Raw genomic sequence first — 16,312 nt, 5'->3', positions numbered from 1 at the left:
TATGGGTTTTCGCGCACAATTAGCCGCATTGGCCGGCAGGTTCAAGCAGGAAGTCGCGTTTTACCGTGCGCTGCAAAAGCATCCGCAAACACCAAGATTGGCAAAAATATTATTGTGGCTTGCACTAGGTTATCTGGTACTGCCATTTGACCTGATCCCGGATTTTATTCCTGTGATTGGCCAACTGGATGAACTGGTGATTATTCCTTTATTGCTCTACTTGGCGCTTAAAGTCATCCCGGTTAACTTGCGGCAGGCATGCCGTGATGAGGTTGAATCTGCCGATAATCAAAAATAATGCGGTTTGTAAACAATGCTTTATATTAATCGCCTATAATGGCGGCTTTTCGTGAAATAGGTTTGAAAAGATGTCTTTGAATTTGGTAGCAAGCGGCAAAGACTTGCCGAACGATTTTAACGTCATTATTGAAATTCCAGCCAATGGCGATCCAGTCAAATATGAAGTAGACAAAGAAAGTGGTGCCCTGTTCGTGGACCGCTTTATGGGTACTTCCATGCAATATCCATGTAATTATGGCTATATTCCGCACACCTTGGGTGATGACGGAGACCCGGTTGATGTGCTGGTGATTACGCCAGTACCATTGTTGCCAGGCGTAGTGGTACGTTGCCGTCCTTTGGGTATGCTGAAAATGACTGATGAAGCCGGTGGTGATGCCAAAGTGCTGGCAGTGCCTATTGAAAAAGTATGCGGTTTGTACGCTTACCAAAGAACATTAAGTGATGTTTCGCCTTGGCGCCTGGACATGATTGCACATTTCTTTGAGCACTACAAAGATCTGGACAAGGGCAAATGGGTGAAGATCGAAGGCTGGGCTGGTATCGAAGAGGCGCATGCAGAGATCATTGGCGGTGTAGAGCGTTACAACGCACTGGAAGTGAAACCAGCGTTTTAATTGCTATCCGCAGTACTCATTAAAAAAAGTCGGCCTAAAGCCGACTTTTTTGTTTTGTAGATTTAAAAGCGTTAATGCAGTAACGGCACAATCAATAATGCCACGATATTAATAATTTTAATCAAAGGGTTCACGGCTGGGCCGGCGGTGTCTTTATAAGGGTCACCCACAGTGTCTCCAGTTACAGCCGCTTTATGCGCATCCGACCCTTTACCGCCATGATGTCCGTCTTCAATATACTTTTTGGCATTATCCCAGGCGCCACCGCCGGTACACATGGAAATAGCCACAAACAATCCTGTGACTATTGTACCCATCAGCAAGCCACCTAAAGCCACCGGGCCGAGGAACAAACCGACCAGTATTGGCGCTGCGACCGGCAATAATGAAGGAATCATCATTTCCTTGATTGCCGCAGTGGTCAACAGATCAACCGCTTTGCCGTATTCCGGTTTGGCAGTGCCTTCCATGATGCCTTTGATTTCACGGAACTGGCGGCGCACTTCTTCCACCACGCTGCCCGCGGCACGACCGACCGCTTCCATCGCCATCGCCGCAAACAGGAAAGGGATCAGGCCGCCAATAAACAAACCAATAATGACCTTGGGATCGCTTAAATCAAAACTGGCTGTAATTCCGGCGGCTTCAAGTTTATGTGTGTAATCGGCAAACAGGACCAGCGAAGCCAGCCCTGCAGAGCCAATCGCGTAGCCTTTGGTCACCGCTTTGGTGGTGTTGCCAACCGCATCCAATGGGTCAGTCACATCGCGCACGCTGCTGGGTAATTCCGCCATTTCGGCAATGCCGCCTGCGTTATCTGTAATCGGGCCATAGGCATCCAGCGCAACGACGATACCAGCCATGCTCAGCATAGACATGGCGGCAATGGCGATGCCATACAGGCCTGCCAGCTCAAATGAAACATAAATGGCCGCACACACAGAAAGTACCGGCAGCGCGGTTGATTTCATCGCCACGCCTATGCCAGCAATGATATTGGTGGCATGGCCGGTGGTAGAGGCTTGTGCCACGTGCTTGACCGGGGCGTAATCGGTACCAGTATAGTATTCAGTGATCCATACCAGCGCGGCGGTGAGTACCAGTCCGACGGCACACGCACCAAACAAAGCTTCGCTGGAAACCGTCACTTCACCGTGTGTATAGCCTTGCGGAAATGCATATTGGGTAACGAAATAAAACGCAATCAGCGAGAGTACACCGGCAACAGCCAACCCTTTGTAAAGCGCGGGCATCACGTTTTTCATGCCAGGAGAGGCTTTGACAAAGAAACAGCCAATAATCGAGGCAACGATAGACACGGCCCCCAGCAGCAGCGGGTAAAGCACGCCATTGGCACCGGCTTCAGCCGCCATCAGGCCACCTAACACCATGGTGGCAATCAGGGTCACCGCATAAGTCTCGAATAAATCGGCGGCCATCCCTGCACAGTCACCCACGTTGTCGCCCACATTGTCGGCAATCACCGCCGGGTTGCGCGGGTCATCTTCAGGAATGCCTGCCTCAACCTTGCCTACCAGGTCAGCACCTACGTCGGCACCTTTGGTGAAAATGCCACCACCTAAACGCGCGAAAATTGAAATCAGCGATGAGCCAAATGCCAGGCCGATCAAGGGATTTAAGTCGGTAGCCTGTTCAGCACCAAGAAAAATATAGAAGCCGGTAACACCTAGTAACCCCAGCCCAACTACCAGCATGCCAGTAATGGCGCCGCCCTTGAAGGCGACATCCAGTGCGGCACCAATGCCATTGGTAGCAGCTTGCGCGGTACGTACATTGGCTTTCACAGATACATTCATGCCTATGAATCCGCAGGCTCCAGATAGCACTGCGCCCACGACAAAGCCAATGGCGGTGTAAAGACCGAGAAAAATTCCGATAAGAATAGCTAGGATGATGCCAACCAGGGCAATGGTTTTGTATTGCCTGGCCAGATAGGCGGCCGCGCCTTGTTGAATTGCACCCGCAATTTCTTGCATGCGGGCGTTGCCTGCAGGTAATCCCGAAATCCACTTACTCATTACTACGCCATAAAGTACCGCCAAAACTGCTGCGCCTATGGCCAACATTAATGCGACTGACATGTGTTCTCCTGTTCCTGGTGAAACTGCGTTGAACGTAATGACTACTTAAGACCTGTTACTTAAGTTATAAAATAAAGTGTGAATGCTTGTGATCGATTCCTCGGTATAGATGTTTAGTTGTAAATAAAGTGTAACAGGGTGGTGCATTATTGCACTATTTAAAGAATGCGCACAAGTGAAGTGCATGGAGTACGGCACTCACTGTTGGATGTGCCTGCATGGCCTGCATTTAGAAAGCCTTTTTTAATGAGGAAGCGGGTAGTTATGAATCGCGCTGGCGGTAAATGAAGTGGCGTAAAGCCGCTTCAAGTGCCGGATTTTCAATCTGGTCGGCACATGCTTCAAGTGTATTCAAGGCTTGATCAGAAGGGGATTTGATGCGTTTTTGCTTGGCTGGTGCCCGAGATTTTACTTGCACTTTGACTCTTATTGCGCTAAGGTTTAACCCTTTGATTTTTTGGGAATTTTGGCAAAAATCCCTAATTCTTTGTATTAATCCGGTTTCTAATAACCGGATTTTGCTGGCGACGGCGCCTGATTGCGCACCAATAGTGAGTATGCCGTCTTCTACTGCCAGCACCTGGGAAAGTTTGGAAAGTTCCGGGGCAACCGCACACCATAACTGCTGTAATTGCTGACGATCAAAAGCCTCGTCCAATAAAGGCTTGAGTTCGTGATGGTGATTGAAAATCCGATTGATTTTTAACATGCCTGAGTTTTTCTGAAGTGCGTGTTTAAAATTCGTGGTTGTTCGCAGAGTGCTTGAATATTGTACTACACCGGCTATTCTCACAGGCTATTCCTGTGGGCAATCGGTTAAAAGCGAGAGTTCGTGGCATGATTAATATCATTATTGTTTCAGAAAAAATGGCCAAGCCTAAAACGCTGGGTATCTTCGAGAGCCTGGGCATGGTCTTGGCGCTGATACTGGTGCCTGTGGTGCTGACCTTATTGTTTATCACCCCGCAACAGGTCATCAAGACCCAGGGTGTGAAAGCGATCTTGCCTCCGCATTTAAGAGGCGCCATGCTTTCCACACAAAGTCACCTGGATGCATACGCCAAGCAAATCGGCGAGTTACAGGCACGTATCCTGCGCCTGGATGCACAGAATCAACGTTTATCCAAACTGGCAGGCATCAAGTCCAGTGCTGAACCTATCAATGAGCGCACGTCTGTCAATGAAGTCATCGGCCAGGGCGGGCCATTGGTGAAGGATGCACCCCTCACCGAAGAAGACCTCAGAACCACCATAGAGCAAATGTCGGCCGATCTGGATTTCCGCGATGAATATCAGGGCAAGATTGAGGCTAAGTTATTGTTAAAAAGCGTGCTCAGCGAAATGTTGCCAAATAGTAGCCCGGTTGATGCCGCTTATAGCTCATCCAGTTATGGCTGGCGGATTGATCCTATGAGCGGGCATCGCGCTTTTCATGAAGGGTTGGATTTCCCGGCTGCATCCGGTACGCCAGTCTACGCGGCCGCTGACGGCATTGTCAGTACCGCGGCGCAAACCTCTGATTACGGCAATTTATTGAAGATTGATCATGGTTCTGGCCTGGAAACACGCTATGCGCATAACTCCAGATTGCTGGTCAAAGCCGGTGAGCGTGTCATCAAGGGCCAGAAGGTAGCGCTGATCGGTAGCACCGGCCGTTCTACCGGGCCACATCTGCATTACGAGATTCGCCTGAATGGCAATCCGCTAGACCCTCGCGAATATCTCAGGAACCATTCCTGACCGAATTCCATGGCTGACATGCAATAATCAAGACAATTCGCCTCTATATCTTATACAATCCTAGTTTATTTCTTATAACCCCGCTCCGGCGGATATCGGTGTGACTCATGTTAGCCTCGTTGTTTAAAAAATTCTTTGGTAGCCGTAATGACCGCCTGGTCAAGCAATACCAGCAAACCGTAAAACAAATCAATGACCTGGAACCAGATTTCCAGGCACTAAGCGATGATCAGTTACGGGCAAAGACCGAAGAGTTTAAACAACGCTACGCGCAGGGCGAGACACTGGAAAAGTTATTGCCGGAAGCGTTTGCCGTGGTGCGCGAGGGCAGCAAGCGTGCCTTAGGAATGCGCCACTTCGATGTGCAGCTGATTGGCGGCATGGTGCTCAACGCCGGCAAAATCGCCGAGATGCGTACCGGTGAAGGTAAAACGCTGGTAGCCACATTGCCAACTTACCTCAACGCGCTGACCGGCAAAGGTGTGCATGTGGTGACGGTCAATGATTACCTGGCCAAGCGTGATGCCGAGTGGATGGGCAAGCTATATAACTTCCTCGGCTTAACTGTAGGTATCAATTTGTCGCAAATGCAGCATGATGCCAAGCAACAGGCTTACGCTTCGGACATTACTTACGGTACCAATAACGAGTTCGGTTTTGATTACCTGCGCGACAACATGGTGTTCAGCAAGGAAGAGCGCGTACAGCGCCCTTTGCATTATGCGCTGGTGGATGAAGTAGACTCCATCTTGATCGATGAAGCACGTACGCCGCTGATTATTTCTGGCCAGGCTGAACATAGTGTTGATCTCTATGGTGCAATCAATGAAGTCGCCAAGCAGCTTGTACGTCAAAAAGAAGAAGAGGGCGAAGGCGATTTCTGGGTAGATGAAAAAGCTCAAAGCGTCACCATGAGTGAAGCCGGCCATGAGCATGCCGAGCAATTGCTGGAACAAGCCAGCATGTTGCCCGCTGGTTCCAGTCTGTATGAACCTGCCAATATTACGCTGGTGCATCATCTGTATGCTTCATTGCGTGCGCAAAACCTCTATCACCGCGACCAGCACTATGTTGTGCGCAATGATGAAATCGTGATCGTTGATGAGTTCTCTGGCCGTATGATGCCAGGCCGTCGTTGGTCAGATGGCTTGCATCAGGCAGTGGAAGCCAAAGAAGGCGTGTCTATCCAGAAAGAAAACCAGACCCTGGCATCGATCACTTTCCAGAATTACTTCCGAATGTACCAGAAGCTGAGTGGCATGACCGGTACCGCTGATACTGAAGCCTACGAGTTTAACCAGATCTATGCGCTGGAAACCGTGGTGATTCCTACCCACAGACCGGTGCAACGCTCGGATGCAATGGACAAAGTCTACCGCACGGGCATGGAAAAATATAAAGCGGTCATTGAAGATATCAAGCAATGCCAGGCGAAAGGCCAGCCGGTTCTGGTCGGTACCACTTCGATTGAAAACTCCGAGCTGATCTCGCAATTACTGACTCAAGCCAAACTTGAGCATCAAGTGCTAAACGCTAAACAACATGAGCGCGAAGCGACCATTGTGGCTGAAGCAGGTCGCCCTGGCATGATTACCATTGCCACCAATATGGCGGGTCGTGGTACCGATATTGTACTGGGCGGTAATTCTGAAGGCGAAATTCACGCCATCCATAACGATGCCAGTTTAACTGATGCTGACAAAGAAGCTAAAGTCGCACAGCTGAAATCTGAATGGCAGCAACGTCATGACGCAGTGCTGGCGGCTGGAGGTTTGCACATTATTGGTACCGAACGGCATGAATCACGCCGAGTTGATAACCAGTTGCGCGGCCGTTCGGGCCGTCAGGGCGATCCAGGCTCAAGCCGTTTCTACTTGTCTCTTGAAGATCAGCTACTGCGTATTTTCTCCGGCGAGCGTGTAGCGGCGATTATGACACGTCTTAATATGCCCGAAGGCGAAGCAATTGAGCATGCCATGGTGACGCGTGCGATTGAAAATGCGCAGCGCAAAGTGGAAGGCCGTAACTTTGATATCCGCAAGCAATTGCTGGAATACGATGATGTGTCTAATGACCAGCGTAAAGTGATTTACGAGCAGCGTAACGAATTGCTGGAATCTGTCGATGTTGGTCAAACGATTCGTGCCATGCGTGAAGATGTGGTCAACAGCCTGTTCAATACGCATATTCCCCCTGGCAGTGTAGAAGAGCAGTGGGACGTGCCTGCGCTGGAAGTAGCCTTGCGTGAAGATGCCAACCTGATCCTGCCCGTGGGCGAGTGGCTGGAGGGTAATCCTGATCTGCATGCCGAAACCCTGCGTGAGCGCATTGTTGAAGCGGCGAATGAAAGTTATGCAGGTAAAGAAGCCCTGGCTGGCAACGATAACATGCGCAATTTTGAGCGTGCGGTCATGCTGCAAAGCCTGGACAACCATTGGCGTGAACACTTGGCAGCACTCGACCATTTGCGTCAGGGGATCCATCTACGCTCTTATGCGCAGAAAAACCCCAAGCAGGAATATAAGCGTGAAGCTTTCGAGCTGTTTGAGTCGTTGCTGAATACTGTCAAGACTGAAGTGACCAAAATTACCATGCAGGTGCAAATCCGCTCACGCGAAGAGCTTGAAGCCGAAGAGCGTCGCGCTGAAGAGGCATTGCGTGCGACTGATGTAGGCAATGTGCAATATCAGCATACCGACTATGACAATGCCTTGAGCAATACCGGCAAGGCAGAAGCAGACAAGCAGCCATTAAACTTGCCGGAAGGCGTTCGCGTTGGACGTAATGACCCTTGCCCATGTGGTTCCGGCAAGCGTTTCAAGAATTGCCACGGTGCATTAAGCTAAATGCACCGAATAAAGAGTGCATTGAGTTAATGCGCTGAGTGAAGTGCTGTGGGCTAATGTACTAATGTTAAGGATATATTGAGTTAATCGTGCGAAAGGGTTGCCATGTCTGATCAGACCATCATTCCATCGCCTTGTATAGGCGTTTGCAGTATGGATGAAAGTAGCGGTTTCTGTGAGGGTTGCTATCGTACCCTGGAGGAAATTCAGCAGTGGTGGGATATGGACAACGCGGCCAAATCTGAGGTGATCAGAAAAGCGTCAGCACGCGAGGCAGCAGTATTCGGCGATTAATGCCGGTACATTCATATCAGTCCACAAACTAAAAGCCGGCAATGCCGGCTTTTAGTTTAATACGCATGGTAATTACAAGTCTGCCATGGGATGACCACCCATAGATGATGTTTTACTATCCAGCTTGGACACCACCAGCTCTAGTGAGGCCTTAAGATTCTTGAGAGCATCTATTTCCATGGTTGCCAAAACCTGAGGCAAAATCCCGTCTACCGGTTGCGGGGCTCTGGCCAGGGTAGCGTGTCCTGCAGGGGTTACCAGCAAACCAACCTTACGCTGATCTTCGGTCAACCGTTGTTTCTTGACCAATTGTTTCTTGACCAGTTTTTCAACTAGCAAGCTACACGTAGATTGGTGAATGGACAGGTTTTCTGCCAATCTAGAAACGCCAAGTTCGGGATGGGTGGCGATTTCGTTTAACAGCCAAAGCTGAGAACCGGAAATTCCGCAAGTCGATTCAATCTCTCTGAAATGTTGTCTGACTGCTCCAAAAATAATACGGAACTGTTTAAGTGCTTCTTTAGCAAGTGAATTCTGCATAATCAATAATTTTTAGATACTTTGATTGCATTCTATCATTTTTCTGAAACAAGGCTTTAGAGGTCAGCGCATTGTTGTGAAAAAAAGTTTTGAAAAAAAGTTGTTGGGTAATTATTCATACGGTAAGTAAATTCATAAGAATTGACTCATGAAATTCATTAAAGTTCTATTAAGTCCATAGCCAACGCCGCAATCTGAGGGGGTGGTTGTAATCAACCAGCTGGTTTTTTGATGAAATAACACATCGTAAAGTGTTGTAAAAAAGCGAATACATTGATGATTAACTATCGTTTTGAACGAAAGCAAGCTGCAAATATAGGGTATATAGCGTTTGTAAACCAAAATCAAAGACAGTTTGCAATGGTGAATCCGGCAATATTTCCTGGGCCAGCCGTGTTAAATGATAGTTTACGGGGCGTTGTTCTGAGTTTATGCGTTGCAGCAAATCATAAGTGACTGCATTAAGTTCGATAAACGTAATGTCAAAATCGGCTTTTCTGAATACCAGTAAATAAGCAGGAGATGCAGCCAGTTTGACATGCTTTTTTGATAGCTGATGCACTGGATAGTCGTACTGCAACAACATGTGCGCCGGGGCTAACTGTAAAAAAGATTCAGCCAAATCGCTTGCCTGATGGACTGCTGCGCCTGGCGACGTTAATCTTTCTTTATCCGGCAGCTTTGCCACATAGAGTTCTACCCATTCATAATGAGCCAGCTGAGCGGTAAAAGACGGCAAGTCTTGCTTAGCTAGATCCAGTGTTTGCACATAGTCGACGAAAGCGCTTGGAATATCCGCGAACAACGGGCTGGCAAAGTGATGACTGTTAAAGCAACACCTGGTTAGTTGACTTAAACGTCGTTTACCCAGTATTGAAAGTAATACCGGGAAGCAGGCACTGACACTGGTGAAGAAGTTGTTAAAAACGATTTCCCGGTAGATACCCAGGCGCTCGGTGTTTATTCCTGACTGCTGCACCTGTTGTTCAGGATCACGTAGATAGGCATTAAACGCCGCCTGATATTGCTGAAAAAGTAGTGGTGGTTTCATCAGGCTACCCGACTTACGCTCGACGAGTGCGCTTGAGTGACTTCTTGCTGAATGAGGTGGATATGGTCAACTTCCTGCATCACTTCCGTTAAGGGCGGAATGTTCGTGTCGCGTTCCAGTAATGTAGGGAATACGCCGAATCTTCGATAGGCATAAGCCAGTAATTGCCACACCGGGTCGATGACGGACGCTCCGTGTGTGTCTACCAACAGGTCAGCCTTTACCTGCAAATGCCCGGCGATATGGCTGTAGACAATGCGTCCGGCAGGCATCTGATCTATAAAAGAATAGGCATCAAACCCGAAATTGACACTGTTTACATAGACATTATTAATATCCAGGTGCAGATTGCAGTCTGCTTCAGCAAGCACGGCATTGATAAAGCTGCTTTCATCCATCTCCGAGATCGGCGCTGCCACATAGAAAGAAGCATTCTCGACGGCAATTCTTTGACCCAGGATATCCTGGGTTTGCCGGATCCGTTGCGCCACGTACTGCACCGCTTCTTCAGTAAAAGGAATAGGCAGCAGATCGTAAATATAGCCATTAGCTGTGTCGCTGCAATAGCTTAAATGTTCGGTATACAGGGGGATTTCAAAGTCAGACAGAAACTGCTTAACCTGGCGTAAAAAACTGACATTGAGAGGGTCAGGCCCACCCAGTGACAAGCACAAGCCATGGCAGGCGATCGGATAACGCTCGGCAAACCAGCGCAGGTCGGCGGCATATTTGCCACCCATGCCTATCCAGTTCTCAGGCGCAATCTCTACAAACTGCAAGTTTGCAAGTAGTGATTTGCCCTCATGCTGTTTGAAAGGCGGAATCAGTTCTCTTTTGAGCCCTAACCCAACCCCGCGAATATCAGACAAATGTGCCATGCGTGATCGGCGCTAGCTTTATTTGCTGGCGTGACAGGCGCCTTCTTTCATTTTCTCGGCTGAGCAGCTGCCTTCTTTAGACTTGTCAGCGCTGGCGTCTTCCTTAGCCTTGTCATGATGATGGTTGCCCTCCTTCATTTTTTCCGCAGAACAATGACCTTCTTTGGCTTTTTTCTTGTCTGCGCTGCACTTGCCATTCGCACATTTTCCTTCTTTGGCTTTGTCGGCATCGGCCACCTGGTAGCCCTGGCCCAGAGTTTTTAGTTCAAATGGATTATCCACCGCATGCGCGGCAGCGGCGGCTACTGATAAAGCGACAGCACTGGAAATGGCAGCAATTTTATTGGTCGTCATCTTGGTTTCCTTTATACAGAGATCTAAAAAAATGGACCTGGCAATGATAGTCCAATGCTAACAGGTGTTGAGGGATTTATAAAACTGATGCGGGGTATAAATCACAACTCAAGTTGAGGGAGCAATGCCAGCGCGCTGCTCTATCAACTGCAGGTAATGCGCGGCATCCAGCCCGGTCTGGTTGCGTTGCGCCAGCCAGATAGTTTCTGCCAGGCACTCCAGCAAGGCATGTTGCGCTTCATGCTCACCTTGATAATGTGTACAAAGTTTGCCATAGGCTTGCGTGATGCCGGTTGGCTGGTTAATGCTGATCTGTTCCTGGATAGACAGGTGCAAACTCATATGTAGAAACGGATTGGTTTCGCCCATCTCGGGGTAATAGGCCTGTTGCAGGTGCTGATCAGGCGCATCGAGGATGGCCTGGTATTCCGGGTGCAAATGCATAATGCCGACTGCCATTTTCTCAAGATCGGTCAACACTTTCTGTTGCTGGAACTTGGCCCAGGCGTCAAAGAAAAACTGACGTACTTCATCACGACTCGGGTTGAATAAGGCCATGGTTAACTTTCTGCCGATGGTAATACCGGATGTATCTGTTTATCACGATATTCGCACAAGTCTACAATGCAGCAGCTACCGCATTTGGGACTGCGTGCAGTGCAGGTGTATCGGCCATGCAGAATAAGCAAGTGATGGGCGTCCTGTAAAAATTGTCTGGGTGTCGTGCTTAAAAATCGCTGTTCAACTTCAAGTACCGTTTTGCCAGTCGCCAGTCTGGTGCGATTGCCGACGCGAAACAAATGCGTATCAACCGCTATCGTCGGCTGACCAAAGGCCGTATTCAGAATCACATTGGCGGTTTTTCGCCCTACACCGGCCAGGGCCTCAAGTGCTTCACGCTTGTCCGGTACTTGACCCTCGTGCAGGGTGATTAGTTGCATGCAGCATTTCAGTACATTCTGCGCTTTGGCGTGATAAAGCCCTATGGTTTTGATATAGCTTTCCAGGCCCTCAATGCCCAAATCCACCATTGCCTGCGGTGTGTTGGCAGCTTTAAACAGCTTGCGGGTGGCGATATTGACGCCTTTGTCTGTCGCCTGGGCTGACAGAATGACGGCAATCAGTAATTCAAACGTGGTGGTGTATTCGAGTTCTGTGGCCGGGTCGGGAATGGCGATGGCCAGTCTTTCAAAAATGGCGAGTCTTTTCTGGGCATTCATAATGGCAATATGTGCAGGCGCATGCAATCTAACAAACTATTAATCCGGTTTTGGAGACACAGCGCCTGTTTTTTGGGCTTTCACGCGCGCCATGGCCGCCGCAATCGCCGCTTTTTTTATGGCATCGGTGCCGGAATCAATGGACGACTTAACGCCCTGTTTGCGTTGGCTGCCGGTTTCTATGCGTGCCTGTTTTTCGCGCTCCATCCGCCTCTGTCTGTGTTGATGACGCTGACGCGCAAGATTGGCAGCTGACTTCGCATGGTCAATCTGCATCAGCGCATCATCAGGCAGCAGGGGTTGCATGATGATGCAATCCACCGGGCAGGGTGCCAGGCATAATTCACACCCGGTACATTCCTGGCTGATCACCGTATGCATCTGCTTGGATGCGCCCAGAATCGCATCCACCGGGCAGGCCTTGATGCATAGTGTGCAACCTATACAGCGTTGCTCATCTATCATGGCAATCGCTTTGGGCTTGCTGATGCCATGGTCGGTATTCAGTGGCAGGTATGGCAGATTCAACAGCTTTGCCAGTGTGCGTATGCCGGTTTCACCCCCGGGCGGGCACTGGTTTATTTTTGCATTACCCTGAGCGATGGCAACTGCATAAGGTTTACAGCCATGGTAGCCACATTGCTGGCATTGTGTTTGCGGCAGTACTTCGTCAATACGTTCAACCAAGTCAGTATGCGCAACCAGGCGATCATCGGCAATGCCAGGTTGATTTTGGCCGGTAGCGTCTGTCATCGTAGCAATCACATCATGGCTAAAAGGTTGCATGAAGTCACACGCAGGCTGCGTTTCTCACCGTCAATTTGTCAATATGGCTATTATAGCCGAATCTATATCCCATCATTGTGGATAGAACTTTTGATGTAGTGCTAAACGAGTCCAATATTGCCTGCATTTCTGGCTGGGTGGCCGTCAGGCAAATTTATCCCCCGCGGTTGTTATGCGTGCGTAAGGAAGCGCGCTTCTTTGGCGTTCAGCCGCATAATCAGTTAAAATAATCGCTTTATTATCGAATGGCAGAAGTATGTTAACGGGTAGTTTGGTGGCAATCGTTACTCCCATGTTTGAAGATGGTCGTTTGGATCTGGACGCGCTCAAGAAATTGATCGATTTTCATATCGACGCCGGGACAGACGGCATCGTGATTGTCGGTACCACCGGCGAATCACCTACTGTTGATGTGGATGAGCATTGTACGCTGATCAAGACCACGGTTGAGCATGTCGCTAAACGTGTGCCGGTGATTGCCGGTACCGGGGCAAACTCCACTTCTGAAGCCATAGAGCTGACTGCAAAAGCCAAGGCCGTGGGTGCCGATGCCTGTTTGCTGGTTGTACCCTATTACAACAAGCCATCACAAGAGGGTTTGTACCAGCATTTTAAAGCCGTGGCTGAGGCCGTCGATATTCCACAAATTCTTTATAATGTGCCTGGTCGTACCGGATGTGACCTCAGTAATGACACAGTCCTGAGACTGGCTGCAGTCCCTAATATTGTAGGGATTAAAGATGCGACCGGCGGTATTGAGCGCGGCACAGATTTGCTACTGCGAGTACCCGCTGATTTTGCGGTTTACAGCGGGGATGATGGCAGTGCATTGGCGCTGATGCTGCTCGGCGGTAAAGGCGTGATTTCGGTGACTGCCAATGTCGCGCCGCGCCTGATGCATGAAATGTGTGTCTCTGCACTCAATGGCGATGTGGCCAGTGCACGTGCGGCGAATGCCAAATTGTTTGCGTTGCATCAGAAGTTATTTGTAGAGGCTAATCCTATCCCGGTGAAATGGGTATTACAACAAATGGGATTGATTGCTACTGGCATCCGTTTGCCACTGGTCAATCTGTCGACCCAATATCATGAAGTGCTGCGTCACGCCATGAAACAGGCGGAAATCACATCTTAATTGAGGGAAATGAATTAAATGAGTCATATGTTTTTACAGCGTACGTTGCTGATAGGTCTGGTTGTCGTGTTGGCTGGCTGCGATTCGATACCCTTTTTGAACAATAGCTCTGACTACAAGGGTGCTGGCCGTTCCAAGTCTTTGGAGGTACCACCTGACCTGAGTTCTGTACGTTCCAGCAGTACCTATAATGTGCCGGGCGCAACCAACTACTCTACCTATAGCCAGAATCAGGAAGCGCAGGAACAGAATGGTCCGGCGCCGGTGCTGACGGATATGAAGAACGTGCGGATGGTCAAAGCGGGCTCGCAGCGCTGGCTGGTGGTGAATGCCCCGCCGGAAAAAATCTGGCCTATCGTGCGCGATTTCTGGCTGGATCAAGGCTTTGCGGTCAAAGTCGAGAATCCTGAAGTTGGCGTGATTGAAACCGAATGGTTGCAGTCGGATGCCATCAAGCCTAAAGAAGATAATCGTGGCTATGGTGACAAGTTTGATGCCTGGCTGGATAAATTGTCCGGCTTTGCCGATAGACGTAAATTCCGCACCCGGCTTGAGCGTGGTGAAAAAGATGGCACCACTGAGATTTACATGACGCATCGTACTGTCGCGGGCGCGCCGGATGATGGTAAAAATTATGTGAACACGCAGCTTGGTAAAATTGATACCGGTTACCGTGCAGATGCAGCTGAAAAGAAAAATACGGCTGGCCAGGAGTTTGATGCCGATCTGGATGCAGAGTTGCTGCGCCGCATGATGGTGAAGCTGGGCCTGGATGAGCAGAAAGCCGATCAGGTCATGACGCAGGTAGCGTCTGATAAACGTGCGGATGTGGTTAAAGAAGCTGATCAAAGTGTGACGCTCAAACTGAATGAGCCATTTGATCGCGCCTGGCGCCGCGTCGGGCTAGCCTTGGATCGTATTGGTTTCGTGACCGAAGATAAAAACCGTTCTGAAGGTATTTATTATGTACGGTATGCCGATACTGATGCTGAAGATCCTATCAAGCAGAAAAAAGGCTTACTGGAACGCCTGAAGTTCTGGGGCAGTGATGAGGATGAGAAATCCGCAGCGCCTTCAGAGGTAAAACAAGGCGATAAAACCAAATTCTGGAAAGGCACTTCAGAAGGCGACAAAGCCAGCAAGCAGTACCATATCCAGGTGCTGGAAAATGCGGATGATACGACAGATGTGTATGTCTTGACTGCTGAAAACAAACGTAATACGTCCACGACGGCGAATCGTATTGTTTCCCTGCTGTATGAACAACTCAAGTAATTGAGGCCCGAATGCGCTTTGCATCGTTAGGCAGTGGCAGCGCAGGCAATGCGACTGTGGTGGAAGCCGGGGAAACCCGGCTTTTGCTTGACTGCGGTTTTAGTGTGAAAGAGACAGTGCTGCGCTTAAACAGGCTGGGCCTGCAACCGGAGCAGCTGTCAGGTATTTTGATCACGCATGAGCATGATGACCATGCGCGTGGCGCCTTCAAGCTTGCGGCACGCTACCAGGTGCCGGTGTGGCTAACGCACGGCACTTACACCATGTGCCAGCGTTATCTGCCGACGCAGCCTGTGAGCGTGCATATTATCGACGCCCATACCACGTTTGCTTTGCAGGATATTGAAGTGATTCCCTATCCTGTGCCGCACGACGCGAGAGAGCCTGCTCAGTTTGTGTTCAGTGATGGCATGCGGAAGTTTGGCGTATTGACGGATGTCGGCAGCGTGACGCCGCATATCGTGGCCATGCTGCAAGGTTGCGATGGGTTGTTACTCGAATGCAATCATGATCTGGATATGTTGCGCACCGGGCCTTATGCCTATTCGCTCAAAAAGCGTGTCGGTGGCTGGCTGGGGCATCTGGATAACCAGAGCAGTGCCAAGCTGCTAGCGCAACTTGATAACAGCAAGTTGAAACATCTGGTGGCTGCACATCTGAGTGAGAAAAATAATACGCCTGCGTTGGCACAGCAGGCGTTGAGTGAAGTGTTGCAGTGTGCAACTGACTGGGTGCAAATCGCCAGTCAGCACGAGGGGCTGGACTGGCGAGTTTTATAATTACCTGGTACTAGGCAGTAGTTCTCAACTGGTTTAATCCAGCACATGGATCTGTTCAGATAACCTTATCATACGTTCCACCGGCGTCACCCAGACAATACCGTCGCCGATATTGCCGGTGTGTCCTACCTCGACGATGGTTTGCAAAATGCCTTCTACCAACTCATCCGGGACCACCATATACAAATACACTTTTGGACTATAATCCGTCAGTTCTTCCCGCACGCCTACGCTCGGTTTTTGCAAGTGATGGCCGCAGCCTTCGACCTTGTTCACCGACATGCCCGGGAAGCCTTTGATATTACGCAGTGCCGAGCGGATTTTTGCCAGTCTGGCCGGTTGTATAACTGCTTTAATTTCTTTCATGACAATATCCTTTCGAGTGCTGAACCACG

Annotated in this window: 18 protein-coding genes; 8 read left to right on the top strand and 10 right to left on the bottom strand. The window is 49.5% G+C overall.

Annotated features, from left to right (window positions below; all coding sequences use genetic code 11):
• The first annotated feature begins 1 nt into the window (after window position 1).
• On the top strand, window positions 2-298 hold the full coding sequence (locus tag ACFQ2T_RS06735; RefSeq protein WP_379032219.1) for a YkvA family protein: 297 nt from the start codon (window positions 2-4) through the stop codon (window positions 296-298).
• Between the two features lie 70 nt (window positions 299-368).
• Complete coding sequence (gene ppa, locus ACFQ2T_RS06730) at window positions 369-917, top strand: inorganic diphosphatase (protein WP_379032217.1); 549 nt, start codon at window positions 369-371, stop codon at window positions 915-917.
• A gap of 71 nt (window positions 918-988) precedes the next feature.
• Here the strand turns inward: ppa and ACFQ2T_RS06725 are convergent, their stop codons facing one another.
• Together ACFQ2T_RS06725 and ACFQ2T_RS06720 are read right to left on the bottom strand one after the other, a co-directional pair.
• On the bottom strand, window positions 989-3,019 hold the full coding sequence (locus tag ACFQ2T_RS06725) for a sodium-translocating pyrophosphatase (protein ID WP_379032214.1): 2,031 nt from the start codon (window positions 3,017-3,019) through the stop codon (window positions 989-991).
• Between the two features lie 262 nt (window positions 3,020-3,281).
• Window positions 3,282-3,812: a DciA family protein gene (locus tag ACFQ2T_RS06720; protein ID WP_379032211.1), complete on the bottom strand. Its 531-nt coding sequence runs from the start codon at window positions 3,810-3,812 to the stop codon at window positions 3,282-3,284.
• A gap of 44 nt (window positions 3,813-3,856) precedes the next feature.
• Between ACFQ2T_RS06720 and ACFQ2T_RS06715 the strand changes: the two genes are divergently transcribed.
• The 3 genes from ACFQ2T_RS06715 (at window position 3,857) to ACFQ2T_RS06705 (ending at window position 7,899) form a co-directional block, all read left to right on the top strand.
• Complete coding sequence (locus tag ACFQ2T_RS06715) at window positions 3,857-4,759, top strand: M23 family metallopeptidase (RefSeq protein WP_379032208.1); 903 nt, start codon at window positions 3,857-3,859, stop codon at window positions 4,757-4,759.
• A gap of 107 nt (window positions 4,760-4,866) precedes the next feature.
• The gene (gene secA, locus ACFQ2T_RS06710; protein ID WP_379032205.1) at window positions 4,867-7,605 is read left to right on the top strand and encodes a preprotein translocase subunit SecA; all 2,739 of its coding nucleotides are present in this window, start codon (window positions 4,867-4,869) and stop codon (window positions 7,603-7,605) included.
• Window positions 7,606-7,710: 105 nt separating this feature from the next.
• Complete coding sequence (locus ACFQ2T_RS06705; protein WP_379032202.1) at window positions 7,711-7,899, top strand: DUF1289 domain-containing protein; 189 nt, start codon at window positions 7,711-7,713, stop codon at window positions 7,897-7,899.
• Window positions 7,900-7,971: 72 nt separating this feature from the next.
• Here ACFQ2T_RS06705 and ACFQ2T_RS06700 read toward each other — a convergent pair whose 3' ends face one another.
• The 7 genes from ACFQ2T_RS06700 to rsxB form a co-directional block, all read right to left on the bottom strand.
• Entirely contained in the window at window positions 7,972-8,439 is a 468-nt protein-coding gene (locus ACFQ2T_RS06700) for a MarR family winged helix-turn-helix transcriptional regulator (RefSeq protein WP_379032199.1), read from the bottom strand.
• A gap of 280 nt (window positions 8,440-8,719) precedes the next feature.
• Window positions 8,720-9,490 (bottom strand): HvfC family RiPP maturation protein, encoded by a 771-nt coding sequence (locus tag ACFQ2T_RS06695; protein WP_379032196.1) that lies wholly within the window; start codon window positions 9,488-9,490, stop codon window positions 8,720-8,722.
• Complete coding sequence (locus ACFQ2T_RS06690; protein WP_379032193.1) at window positions 9,490-10,368, bottom strand: HvfB family MNIO-type RiPP peptide maturase; 879 nt, start codon at window positions 10,366-10,368, stop codon at window positions 9,490-9,492. Before ACFQ2T_RS06690 ends, ACFQ2T_RS06695 begins: the two co-directional genes overlap by 1 nt.
• An 18-nt stretch (window positions 10,369-10,386) precedes the next feature.
• Window positions 10,387-10,722, bottom strand: a complete 336-nt coding sequence (locus tag ACFQ2T_RS06685; protein ID WP_379032190.1) for a hypothetical protein — start codon at window positions 10,720-10,722, stop codon at window positions 10,387-10,389.
• Between the two features lie 108 nt (window positions 10,723-10,830).
• Window positions 10,831-11,280 carry a DUF1841 family protein gene (locus ACFQ2T_RS06680; protein ID WP_379032187.1) on the bottom strand — a complete coding sequence of 150 codons (450 nt, stop codon included), beginning with the start codon at window positions 11,278-11,280 and terminating at the stop codon, window positions 10,831-10,833.
• Window positions 11,281-11,282: 2 nt separating this feature from the next.
• Window positions 11,283-11,942, bottom strand: a complete 660-nt coding sequence (gene nth, locus ACFQ2T_RS06675; RefSeq protein WP_379032185.1) for an endonuclease III — start codon at window positions 11,940-11,942, stop codon at window positions 11,283-11,285.
• Window positions 11,943-11,981: 39 nt separating this feature from the next.
• Window positions 11,982-12,728: an electron transport complex subunit RsxB gene (rsxB, locus tag ACFQ2T_RS06670; RefSeq protein WP_379032182.1), complete on the bottom strand. Its 747-nt coding sequence runs from the start codon at window positions 12,726-12,728 to the stop codon at window positions 11,982-11,984.
• Between the two features lie 256 nt (window positions 12,729-12,984).
• Here rsxB and dapA point away from each other — a divergent pair, with 256 nt between their 5' ends.
• Genes dapA through ACFQ2T_RS06655 form a run of 3 tightly spaced genes read left to right on the top strand, consistent with a single transcriptional unit; the run spans window position 12,985 to window position 15,917 of the window.
• The gene (gene dapA, locus ACFQ2T_RS06665; RefSeq protein WP_379032179.1) at window positions 12,985-13,863 is read left to right on the top strand and encodes a 4-hydroxy-tetrahydrodipicolinate synthase; all 879 of its coding nucleotides are present in this window, start codon (window positions 12,985-12,987) and stop codon (window positions 13,861-13,863) included.
• A gap of 18 nt (window positions 13,864-13,881) precedes the next feature.
• The gene (bamC, locus tag ACFQ2T_RS06660; protein WP_379032177.1) at window positions 13,882-15,138 is read left to right on the top strand and encodes an outer membrane protein assembly factor BamC; all 1,257 of its coding nucleotides are present in this window, start codon (window positions 13,882-13,884) and stop codon (window positions 15,136-15,138) included.
• Between the two features lie 11 nt (window positions 15,139-15,149).
• Entirely contained in the window at window positions 15,150-15,917 is a 768-nt protein-coding gene (locus ACFQ2T_RS06655) for an MBL fold metallo-hydrolase (protein ID WP_379032174.1), read from the top strand.
• 33 nt (window positions 15,918-15,950) lie between these two features.
• On the opposite strand, the gene ACFQ2T_RS06650 is transcribed toward ACFQ2T_RS06655, so the two are convergent.
• The gene (locus ACFQ2T_RS06650; RefSeq protein ID WP_379032171.1) at window positions 15,951-16,283 is read right to left on the bottom strand and encodes a P-II family nitrogen regulator; all 333 of its coding nucleotides are present in this window, start codon (window positions 16,281-16,283) and stop codon (window positions 15,951-15,953) included.
• Between the last annotated feature and the right edge of the window lie 29 nt (window positions 16,284-16,312).

It is taken from the genome of Methylophilus flavus (assembly GCF_042678905.1).
Classification (GTDB): Bacteria; Pseudomonadota; Gammaproteobacteria; order Burkholderiales; family Methylophilaceae; genus Methylophilus; species Methylophilus flavus.
The sequence above is the reverse complement of the archived record's forward strand: the minus strand, read 5'-3'. Positions and strand labels throughout refer to the sequence as shown.

Bases quoted from the DNA above. Each gene is read 5' to 3' on its own strand.
- ACFQ2T_RS06695 (WP_379032196.1), bottom strand. From the start codon at position 9,490: ATGAAACCACCACTACTTTTTCAGCAATATCAGGCGGCGTTTAATGCC.
- ACFQ2T_RS06655 (WP_379032174.1), top strand. From the start codon at position 15,150: ATGCGCTTTGCATCGTTAGGCAGTGGCAGCGCAGGCAATGCGACTGTG.
- secA (WP_379032205.1), top strand. From the start codon at position 4,867: ATGTTAGCCTCGTTGTTTAAAAAATTCTTTGGTAGCCGTAATGACCGC.
- dapA (WP_379032179.1), top strand. From the start codon at position 12,985: ATGTTAACGGGTAGTTTGGTGGCAATCGTTACTCCCATGTTTGAAGAT.
- ACFQ2T_RS06715 (WP_379032208.1), top strand. From the start codon at position 3,857: ATGATTAATATCATTATTGTTTCAGAAAAAATGGCCAAGCCTAAAACG.
- ACFQ2T_RS06690 (WP_379032193.1), bottom strand. From the start codon at position 10,368: ATGGCACATTTGTCTGATATTCGCGGGGTTGGGTTAGGGCTCAAAAGA.
- ACFQ2T_RS06735 (WP_379032219.1), top strand. From the start codon at position 2: ATGGGTTTTCGCGCACAATTAGCCGCATTGGCCGGCAGGTTCAAGCAG.
- ACFQ2T_RS06725 (WP_379032214.1), bottom strand. From the start codon at position 3,019: ATGTCAGTCGCATTAATGTTGGCCATAGGCGCAGCAGTTTTGGCGGTA.
- nth (WP_379032185.1), bottom strand. From the start codon at position 11,942: ATGAATGCCCAGAAAAGACTCGCCATTTTTGAAAGACTGGCCATCGCC.
- bamC (WP_379032177.1), top strand. From the start codon at position 13,882: ATGAGTCATATGTTTTTACAGCGTACGTTGCTGATAGGTCTGGTTGTC.
- ppa (WP_379032217.1), top strand. From the start codon at position 369: ATGTCTTTGAATTTGGTAGCAAGCGGCAAAGACTTGCCGAACGATTTT.
- ACFQ2T_RS06700 (WP_379032199.1), bottom strand. From the start codon at position 8,439: ATGCAGAATTCACTTGCTAAAGAAGCACTTAAACAGTTCCGTATTATT.
- rsxB (WP_379032182.1), bottom strand. From the start codon at position 12,728: ATGCAACCTTTTAGCCATGATGTGATTGCTACGATGACAGACGCTACC.
- ACFQ2T_RS06680 (WP_379032187.1), bottom strand. From the start codon at position 11,280: ATGGCCTTATTCAACCCGAGTCGTGATGAAGTACGTCAGTTTTTCTTT.
- ACFQ2T_RS06650 (WP_379032171.1), bottom strand. From the start codon at position 16,283: ATGAAAGAAATTAAAGCAGTTATACAACCGGCCAGACTGGCAAAAATC.
- ACFQ2T_RS06705 (WP_379032202.1), top strand. From the start codon at position 7,711: ATGTCTGATCAGACCATCATTCCATCGCCTTGTATAGGCGTTTGCAGT.
- ACFQ2T_RS06685 (WP_379032190.1), bottom strand. From the start codon at position 10,722: ATGACGACCAATAAAATTGCTGCCATTTCCAGTGCTGTCGCTTTATCA.